General features: G+C 71.5%; 9 protein-coding genes. All 9 read left to right on the top strand.

Annotated elements, in window-relative coordinates; genetic code table 11:
* The coding region (locus tag FrCorBMG51_RS12680) for an amidohydrolase family protein (RefSeq protein ID WP_047223329.1) at positions 1 to 915 on the top strand (915 nt) is incomplete at its 5' end.
* Between the two features lie 3 nt (positions 916 to 918).
* Positions 919 to 1995, top strand: a complete 1077-nt coding sequence (locus tag FrCorBMG51_RS12675; protein ID WP_047223260.1) for a DODA-type extradiol aromatic ring-opening family dioxygenase — start codon at positions 919 to 921, stop codon at positions 1993 to 1995.
* On the top strand, positions 1992 to 2843 hold the full coding sequence (locus tag FrCorBMG51_RS12670) for an alpha/beta fold hydrolase (RefSeq protein ID WP_047223259.1): 852 nt from the start codon (positions 1992 to 1994) through the stop codon (positions 2841 to 2843). The genes FrCorBMG51_RS12675 and FrCorBMG51_RS12670 overlap by 4 nt, the downstream gene beginning before the upstream one ends.
* A 311-nt stretch (positions 2844 to 3154) precedes the next feature.
* A complete protein-coding gene (locus FrCorBMG51_RS12665; protein WP_235433531.1) occupies positions 3155 to 4222 on the top strand; it encodes an aromatic ring-hydroxylating dioxygenase subunit alpha in 1068 nt (355 codons plus the stop codon).
* Entirely contained in the window at positions 4219 to 4824 is a 606-nt protein-coding gene (locus tag FrCorBMG51_RS12660; RefSeq protein ID WP_175648336.1) for an aromatic-ring-hydroxylating dioxygenase subunit beta, read from the top strand. The genes FrCorBMG51_RS12665 and FrCorBMG51_RS12660 overlap by 4 nt, the downstream gene beginning before the upstream one ends.
* Entirely contained in the window at positions 4821 to 5603 is a 783-nt protein-coding gene (locus FrCorBMG51_RS12655; RefSeq protein WP_047223258.1) for an SDR family NAD(P)-dependent oxidoreductase, read from the top strand. The genes FrCorBMG51_RS12660 and FrCorBMG51_RS12655 overlap by 4 nt, the downstream gene beginning before the upstream one ends.
* Positions 5604 to 5725: 122 nt before the next feature.
* Positions 5726 to 6553, top strand: coding sequence for a 2-keto-4-pentenoate hydratase (locus FrCorBMG51_RS12650; RefSeq protein WP_047223257.1), 828 nt, complete (start codon positions 5726 to 5728; stop codon positions 6551 to 6553).
* Positions 6550 to 7566 (top strand): acetaldehyde dehydrogenase (acetylating), encoded by a 1017-nt coding sequence (locus tag FrCorBMG51_RS12645; protein WP_047223256.1) that lies wholly within the window; start codon positions 6550 to 6552, stop codon positions 7564 to 7566. The genes FrCorBMG51_RS12650 and FrCorBMG51_RS12645 overlap by 4 nt, the downstream gene beginning before the upstream one ends.
* Positions 7567 to 7610: 44 nt before the next feature.
* Positions 7611 to 8692: 4-hydroxy-2-oxovalerate aldolase (dmpG, locus tag FrCorBMG51_RS12640; RefSeq protein ID WP_420848611.1), on the top strand; the 1082-nt coding region annotated here is incomplete at its 3' end.

Here is an 8692-nt window from a genome sequence, read left to right as displayed (position 1 = left end):
GTCGGCGGGCGGCCGTACCGCGACATCGACGACCGCTGCTGGTCGGCGCGGCGCCGGCTGGCCGACATGGACGCCGAAGGCGTCGCGGTGCAGGTGCTGTCCCCGATCCCGATCACTTTCTGTCATGACGCCCCGGCCGGCGGCGCGGCGGTCCTCGCGCGGTCGCAGAACGACTTCCTCGCCTCGCTGGTCGCCGAGTACCCCCGGCGTTTCCGCGCCCTGGGCGCGGTGCCGTTGCAGGATCCCGCCGCGGCCGTCACCGAGCTGTACCGGTGCGTGCGGGAGCTGGGCTTCCTCGGTGTCGAGATCGGCACCCGGGTCGGCCAGGCCGAGCTGGGTGACCCCGAGTTCGACCCGTTCTTCGCCGCCGCCGGGGAGCTCGGCGCCCTGGTGCTGGTGCATCCCGCCGACTCGACGCTGGATCCGCGGCTGGCCCGGCTCGGGGTGGGTTTCGGCGCCGGCATGCCGTCCGAGACCGGGATCGCGATCGCAGGCCTGCTGGCCGGCGGTGCCCCCGCACGCCGGCCGGGGCTGCGGCTGTGCCTGGCGCACGGCGGTGGCTGCCTGCCGTGGCTGCTGCCCCGGCTGGACCGGGGCCGGCTCATCAGCGATCCGGCGCTGCCAGCGGACCAGTTACCGAGCGCGCTGGCCCGTTCGTTCTACAGCGACTCGCTGACCTACGACGTGGACAGCCTGCTGCTGGCGGTGGCGCGCTTCGGCGCCGAGCACGTCCTGCTCGGTACCGACTATCCCTTCGCAGCGCGGGAGAGCCCGGCGGGCGCGGTGCTCGCCGGGCCGCACGAGCGGCTGACCGCCGGCCTGCGGGCCGCCATCGGCCGGCAGAACGCGCTCGAGCTCATCGGCCTGGACAGACGGCTCGTGCCAACGGGCCGTCCGGGCGAACCAAAGGAGTGAGACATGGCGGAGTTTCTCGGGCTCGGGCTGACCCATTATCCGTTACTCGCCGGCACCGACGAGCACATGGCCGGGCTGCTGCGGTGGACGTTGCAGGATCCCGACATCCCCGAGGCGGAGAAGGATCCGGCGTCCTGGCCGGAGCTGATGCGCCGGGAGTGGGCTGACGACCAGGGAGTCGCGGCCGCCGCCGAGCACCGCCGCGAGCTGCGCGCGGGCCTTGCCCGGTGCCGGGCCGCGCTCGACGCCTTCCAGCCGGACCTGCTCGTGGTGTGGGGCGACGACCAGTACGAGAACTTCCGGGAGGAGGTGATACCGCCCTTCTGCGTGCTGGCCTACGACGACACCGAGGTGCACCCGTTCGCGCTGATGAACGAACGGGGCAGCCCGAACGCCTGGGGCCGGCCGGACGACATGACGTTCGCCCTGCGCTCCGACGCCGCCGCGGCCCGGGCGCTCACCGACGACCTGCTCCAGGACGGTTTCGACGTCGCCTACTCCTACCGGAAGCGGGTCGGTGCCCACTTCCCCCACGCGATCGTCAACACCCAGCTGTTCCTGGACTACGACCACGCCGGTACCGAGTTCCCCTACCGGTTGTTGCCGATCACGGTGAACTGCTACGGCCAGCACGCGATCGCCCGCCGGGGCGCGCTGGCCCGGTTCGCCGAGATCCGCGACGAGCAGCTGGACCCGGTCGGCCCGTCCCCGGCGCGCTGCTTCGACCTCGGGCGGGCGGTGGCGCGCGCGCTGAACCACGGCAACAAGCGGATCGCCCTGGTGGCCTCGTCCAGCTGGTCGCACGCGTTCCTCACCGACGCCTCCTGGCACCTGCGCCCCGACACCGCGGCCGACCTGCGGCTGTACGAGGCGTTCGTGCGGGGCGACTACGCGACGTGGACCAGCGTCACCAGTGCTCAGATCGTGCGGGCCGGACAGCACGAGATGCTCAACTGGTTCTGCCTGGCCGGCGCCATGGACGAGCTCGGCATGCCGCTGAGCTGGTCCACCTTCGTGGTCACCGACGTCTTCAACTCCAACAAGTGTTTCGCGATCTTCGAGGGAAAGGCCGGTCTGTGAGCGCAACGACGGTCACCGACGAGGCCACCGGGCGGACGGTCGACGCCGGTGGCATCCCGACGCACTACCACGACCTCGGCTCCGGGGACCCGGTGCTGCTGCTGCACGGATCCGGGCCCGGGGTCTCGGCGTGGGCGAACTGGCGTCTGACGATCCCCGTGCTGGCACAGCAGTTCCGGGTGATCGCCCCCGACATCGTCGGCTTCGGCCACACCGAACGGCCCGCCGACATCCACTACTCGCTGGCCACCTGGATCGACCACACCTGGGCGCTGCTGGACGCGCTCGAGCTCGAGCGGGTGTCGGTGGTCGGCAACTCGCTTGGCGGGCGGATCGCGCTGGGGATGGCCTCGCAGCACCCCGAACGGCTGGGCCGGATGGTGCTGATGGGTGTCCCCGGCGTGGGGATGACGCCCACCGAGGGTCTGCGCGCGCTGCGGGAGTACGAGCCGTCGCTGGAGAACATGCGCCGGCTGCTGCTCGACTGCTTCGCGGTCGACCCGACCATCATCACCGACGACCTGGTGCGGATCCGGCACGAGGCCAGCGTCGCCCCGGGCGCCTTCGAGGCCTACCGCGACATGTTCTTCAGCCCCCGCCACGCCGGCAGCCAGCTCGCCATCGAGGCGGACGAGGTCGTCACCATCACCACCCCGACACTGCTGGTGCACGGACGGGAGGACAAGGTCGTCCCGGTCGAGGTCGCCTGGAACATGGTCCGCCTGCTGCCCGACGCCGACCTGGCGGTCTTCGCCCGCTGCGGGCACTGGACGCAGATCGAGCGTGCCGACGACTTCTCCGAGATCGTGCGCCGTTTCCTGGCGCGCCCGTCCGCCGTCCGTTCGTGATCTTCCCGCGGAGATGATCCCGTGACTTCCATATCGAGAACATCAGAATTACCAAGAGTGTCGACGGCGCTGCTCGACGCGGCGCCCGCTACCGACAACCGATTTCCGCTGGTCGACGAGGACACCGACCAGCACCGGTTCCGCGTCCATCGCTCGACGATGACCTCACCGGAGGTGTTCCGCGCGGAGCTGGACCGGGTGTTCAGCCACTCGTGGCTCTACGTCGGCCACGAGTCCGAGGTGTCCAGGCCGGGAGACTATGTCCGCCGGCCGATCGGCGGNNCCGGCCGATCGGCGGCCGGCCGGTGTTCATGGTCCGTGGGGCGAAGAGCGGCCGGATAAACGTCTTCCACAACACCTGCACCCATCGGGGCGCGGTGGTCTGCCGGCAGCCGGCCGGCAACGCCAAGGCGTTCTCGTGCTTCTACCACGCCTGGACCTTCGACTCCGAAGGACGCCTGATGGGGATCCCCGACCGGGACGCGTACGGCGGGGAGCTCGATCTGGCCGCGCTGTCCCTCAGGCCGGTGGCCCGGGTGGAAAGCTACCGGGGGTTCGTGTTCGCCAGCTTCGACCCGGACATCGAGGACCTGGTCAGCTACCTCGCCGGCGCGATCGAGTACCTGGACCTGGTGATCGACTCCACCGACGGGGAAATGGAGATCATCAAGGGGACCAACGAGTACTGCATCGAGGCGAACTGGAAGCTGCTCGCCGAGAACAGCATCGACGGCTACCACGCCGTCTCCACCCACGACACCTACTTCAAGTACCTGCTGGCGCTGGGCACCGACCTCGCCGGCGGAGTGAACGGCACCTCCTACGACCTGGGCAACGGGCACGCCGTGCTGGAGTACCGGGCCCCCTGGGGGCGGCCGATCGCCAAGTGGGAGCCGCTGTTCGGCGAGGACTCCCGGGAGGAGATCGCCCGCATGCGCGCCGACCTGATCTCCCGGCACGGCGAGGTGCGCGGCAGCCGGATGGCCGACACCAACCGCAACCTGCTGATCTACCCGAACCTGGTCGTCAACGACATCATGGCGATCACGGTGCGTACCTTCATGCCGCTGGCACCCAACCGGATGGACGTCACCGCGTGGGAGCTCGCGCCCCGCGACGAGCTCGCCCAGCTGCGCCAGCGCCGGCTCGACAGCTTCCTGACCTTCCTCGGCCCGGCCGGTTTCGCCACCCCGGACGACCTGGAGGCGCTGGAGTCCTGCCAGCAGGGGTTCACCAGCGGCGGCGTGGAGTGGAACGACATCTCCCGCGGGATGGCCCGCACCCCCGCGGCCAACGACGAGGCGCAGATGCGCGCCTTCTGGCGACGCTGGAGCCAGCAGATGGGCACGGCCGGCTACGGGGAGAGGGAGTCCCGATGACCACGACCACAGGTGCCCCGGCCAGTCCGGCCGCCCGGCCCGCCGAGGCGGCCCAGACCGCGCAGCCGGCCCAACCCACCTGGCCGACCTGGCCGGTCCGACCCGACGAGGTCGTCGACCTGGACGCGCTCGGTCGGTCGCGGATCGAGGACTTCCTCTGCCTGGAGGCCCAGTTACTCGACGCCTGGGATCTCGACACCTGGCTCACGCTGTTCGCGCCCGAGGCGTCCTATGTCGTGCCGTGCAACGACAGCCCGGACGGCGACCCCGCCCGGGACCTCGTCCTCATCGACGACGACGAACTGCGCCTGCGGCTGCGGGTGGAGCGCCTCAACAGCCGCCGGGCGCACCGCGAGTACCCGCACTCGCGCACGAACCACCAGTTCAGCAACGTCGTGGTGGGCGTGCGGGAGGGCGACGAGCTGCCGGTCGTGGCGTCCTTCACGGTGTGGCGGTTCCGCAACGGCAAGGCGTCCTACTACGTGGGGAAGTACCACTACCGGTTCGTCGCGATCGACGGGCGGCTGCGGATCCGGTCCAAGCGCGTGGTCCTGGACATGACGACCCTGCGCCCGGCCGGCGACCTGGCGATCATCCTGTGACTGCCCCGCTGCAGGGCCGCACTGCGGTGGTCACCGGCGGGGCGACCGGGATCGGGCTGGGGATCACGCGCCGGCTGCTCGCCGACGGGGCCCGTGTGCTGGTCGCGGCCCTGCACACCGAGGAGCTCAAGCGCGCCTACGGCGAGCTGGGCGACCACCGCACCGGTGTGGACCTGGCCGGGCACGTCGGGGATCTGTCCCGGCCAGGCGCGGGCGAGGAGCTGCTGCGGGCGGCGGTCGACGCCTTCGGCGGCGTCGACATCCTGGTCAACAACGCCGGCGGCGGGGTGATCAGGCCGACGCTGGAACACACCGAGCAGACCCTGCGGGCGACGATCGACAACAACCTGTGGACGGTGCTGCGCTGCACGCTGGCGGTGCTGCCGCACATGGCCGCCCGGGGGTACGGCCGGATCATCAGCATCGGTGCCGAGTCGGTGCGCAACGGGCTGGTGGACCATGCCGTGTACAACGCCGCCAAGGGCGGGGTGCACGCCCTGACCACCGGCCTGGCGCGTGAGTTCGCCACCGCCGGGATCACCGTCAACGTCGTCGCCCCGTCCTACGTGCGCACTCCGGAGCTTGACGCGGGCCTGCGCGCGGGCTCGCTGTCGGACCGGCTGGTGCACGTCATCGACCGCGCCGTCGAGCTGATCCCGCTGAACCGGCCCGGCGACGTGGACGACGTCGCCGCGGCCGTGGCATACCTGGCCCGTCAGGACTCGGGGTTCGTCACCGGGCAGGTCCTCAGCGTCAACGGCGGCAGCAGCATGGGCTGACCGGCGGCCGTGCCGGCGGCGCGGCCCTGCCGGCGACGGCACGGCCGTACCGCCGGCGGGAAGCTTCGGACAGGAAGATCCTCAGGGCAGGAAGCTTCAGCACATCGGGAGTACGTGTCACCATGACGAGCTCACCCACATCCGCCGGCACCGTGCCCGACCTGGAGCGGTACCGGCAGGCAGCCGACCGGCTGACGGCGGCGACCCGGCAGCGCACACCCTGTCCGCCCGTGCGGGACCTGCTGGGCGAGTCGGACATCGCCGCCGCGTACGCGGTGCAGCAGCTGCTCACCAGGGCGGCGGTGGGCTCCCACCGCAGCCTCGTCGGGCACAAGATCGGACTGACCTCCCCCGCGGTCCAGCGACAGCTCGGCGTCGACCAGCCCGACAGCGGTGTGCTCTTCGCCGACATGGCCAGGGCCGAGGGCTCCCCGATCGACCCGGCGGACCTGCTCCAGCCGCGGATCGAGGCCGAGGTGGCGTTCGTCCTCGGCGCCGACCTCGACCAACCCAATCTTGATCTTGAAACGGCGCGGGCCTCGGTGGCCCAGGTCCTGCCGGCGCTGGAGATCGTCGACAGCAGGATCGCGAACTGGGACATCAGCATCGTCGACACGGTCGCGGACAACGCCTCCTGCGGCCTGTTCGTCCTCGGCGCCCACCGCCAGCCGCTCGGCGATCTGGACCTGACCACCCTGACCATGGCCATGACCGCCGACGAGCGGGTGGTCTCCGAGGGTGTCGGCGCGGCCTGCCTCGGGGATCCGTGCCAGGCGCTGCTGTGGTTGGCACGCACCGCCCGGGAGTTCGGATCCCCGCTGCGCGCGGGCGATCTGGTCCTCTCCGGCGCGCTCGGCCCGATGGTCCCCGTGACGCCCGGCACCACCTACCGGGCGACCATCACCGGGCTTGGCACCGTCACCGCATCCTTCCGGAAGGATCTTTCATGAGCACCACCAAGGTCGCGGTCATCGGCTCGGGGAACATCGGCACCGATCTGATGATCAAAATCATGCGGCTCTCGTCCACGCTGGAGATAGCGGCCATGGTGGGCATCGATCCCGCCTCGGACGGGCTGGCCCGCGCGGCCCGCCTGAAGGTGCCGACCACGGCGAACGGGGTCCAGGGCCTGATCGACCTGCCGGGCTTCGACGAGATCGGCGTCGTGTTCGACGCGACGTCGGCCAAGGCCCACGTGGCGAACGCGCGCGCGCTGGCCGGGTACGGCAAGCGGCTGGTTGACCTGACCCCCGCCGCGATCGGGCCGTACGTCGTCCCGGCGGTCAACCTCTCCCAGCACCTCGACGCGCCCAACGTGAACATGGTGACCTGCGGCGGGCAGGCCACCATCCCGATGATCGCCGCGGTGTCCCGGGTGACCCGCGTCCGCTACGGGGAGATCGTGGCGTCGATCGCCTCGAAGTCGGCCGGCCCGGGCACCCGCGCGAACATCGACGAGTTCACCGAGACCACCGCGCGCGCCATCGAGGTCGTCGGCGGCGCGGACGTCGGGAAAGCGATCATCGTCCTCAACCCGGCCGAACCGCCGATGATCATGCGTGACACCGTGCTGTGCCTGGCGGACGACGCCGACCCCGACGACATCCGCGCCAGCATCGCCGCGATGGCCGCCGAGGTGGCCCGTTACGTGCCCGGATACCGGCTCAAGCAGCAGGTCCAGATCGCCCCTGTCGACCCGGACGAGCCGCTGCGAACCCTGATCGGCGACGCCGGCCCGCGGCCGGCCTGGAAGGTGTCGGTCTTCCTGGAGGTCGAGGGAGCCGCCCACTACCTGCCGGCATACGCCGGGAACCTCGACATCATGACCTCGGCCGCGCTACAAACCGCTGAACGACTGTCCGCCGCGGGGTCGCCGGCCGTCGCGTGGCCCGCGACGGTGGGGGAGCCGGCAGCGTCACCGGCGGTGTCAGCCGTTCCAGTCAGCTCGGAGGTGGCCCTGTGACCCCGCCCAGGCTCTACATCCAGGATGTGACCCTTCGGGACGGGATGCACGCCATCCGTCATCGCCTCGCCCCGGAGCGGGTACGCACGATCGCCGCCGCGCTGGACGCCGCCGGTGTGGACGCCATTGAGGTCGCCCACGGCGACGGCCTGGCGGGCGCCAGCCTGACCTACGGGCCGGGCAGCAACAGCGACTGGGAGTGGATCTCCGCGGCCACCGAGGTGATCACCAACGCCGTGCTCACCACCCTCCTGCTGCCCGGCATCGGCACCATCCACCATCTTGAACGGGCCTTCGACCTCGGCGTCAGGTCCGTGCGGGTGGCCACCCACGCCACCGAGGCCGACATCAGCCCGCAGCACATCACCCGGGCCCGCGAGCTCGGTATGGACGTCTCCGGCTTCCTGATGATGAGCCACCTGGCACCTCCGGCCGAGCTGGCGCGGCAGGCGAAGATCATGGAGGACGCCGGCGCGCACTGCGTGTACGTGACCGACTCCGGCGGGCGCCTGACGATGGGCGACGTCCGCGACCGGGTCCGCGCCTACCGGGACGTCCTCGACCCGGCCACCCAGATCGGTGTGCACGCCCACGAGAACCTGTCGCTGTCCGTGGCCAACTCGGTGGTGGCCGTCGAGGAAGGTGTCACCCGGGTCGACGCGTCGCTCGCCGGCCAGGGCGCCGGCGCCGGCAACTGCCCGATCGAGGCGTTCATCGCGGTGGCGAACCTGCTGGGCTGGCAGCACGGCTGCGACCTGTTCGCGCTCCAGGACGCCGCCGACGACATCGTCCGCCCACTGCAGGACCGGCCGGTGCGGGTGGACCGGGAGACGCTGACCCTCGGCTACGCCGGTGTCTATTCCAGCTTCCTGCGGCACGCCGAGCGGGCGGCCCGTGAGCACGGGCTGGACACCCGCGACATCCTGGTGGAGGTGGGCCGCCGCGGCCTCGTCGGCGGCCAGGAGGACATGATCGTCGACGTCGCGCTCGACCTCGTCGCGGCCGGCGCCGCCCGGGGCGGCGCGGTTCCCACCGGCGTTGGCGGCAACGACGCCGTCCTGGCCGGCGCTGTCGGCGGTGGCGCCGTCCCTGCCGGCGCCGTCCCTGCCGGCGCCGTCCCTGCCGG

It is taken from the genome of Protofrankia coriariae, assembly GCF_001017755.1.
Classification (GTDB): domain Bacteria; phylum Actinomycetota; class Actinomycetes; order Frankiales; family Frankiaceae; genus Protofrankia; species Protofrankia coriariae.
The sequence above is the reverse complement of the archived record's forward strand: the minus strand, read 5'-3'. Positions and strand labels throughout refer to the sequence as shown.

Bases quoted from the DNA above. Each gene is read 5' to 3' on its own strand.
- FrCorBMG51_RS12650 (WP_047223257.1), top strand. From the start codon at position 5,726: ATGACGAGCTCACCCACATCCGCCGGCACCGTGCCCGACCTGGAGCGG.
- FrCorBMG51_RS12665 (WP_235433531.1), top strand. From the start codon at position 3,155: ATGGTCCGTGGGGCGAAGAGCGGCCGGATAAACGTCTTCCACAACACC.
- FrCorBMG51_RS12645 (WP_047223256.1), top strand. From the start codon at position 6,550: ATGAGCACCACCAAGGTCGCGGTCATCGGCTCGGGGAACATCGGCACC.
- FrCorBMG51_RS12660 (WP_175648336.1), top strand. From the start codon at position 4,219: ATGACCACGACCACAGGTGCCCCGGCCAGTCCGGCCGCCCGGCCCGCC.
- FrCorBMG51_RS12675 (WP_047223260.1), top strand. From the start codon at position 919: ATGGCGGAGTTTCTCGGGCTCGGGCTGACCCATTATCCGTTACTCGCC.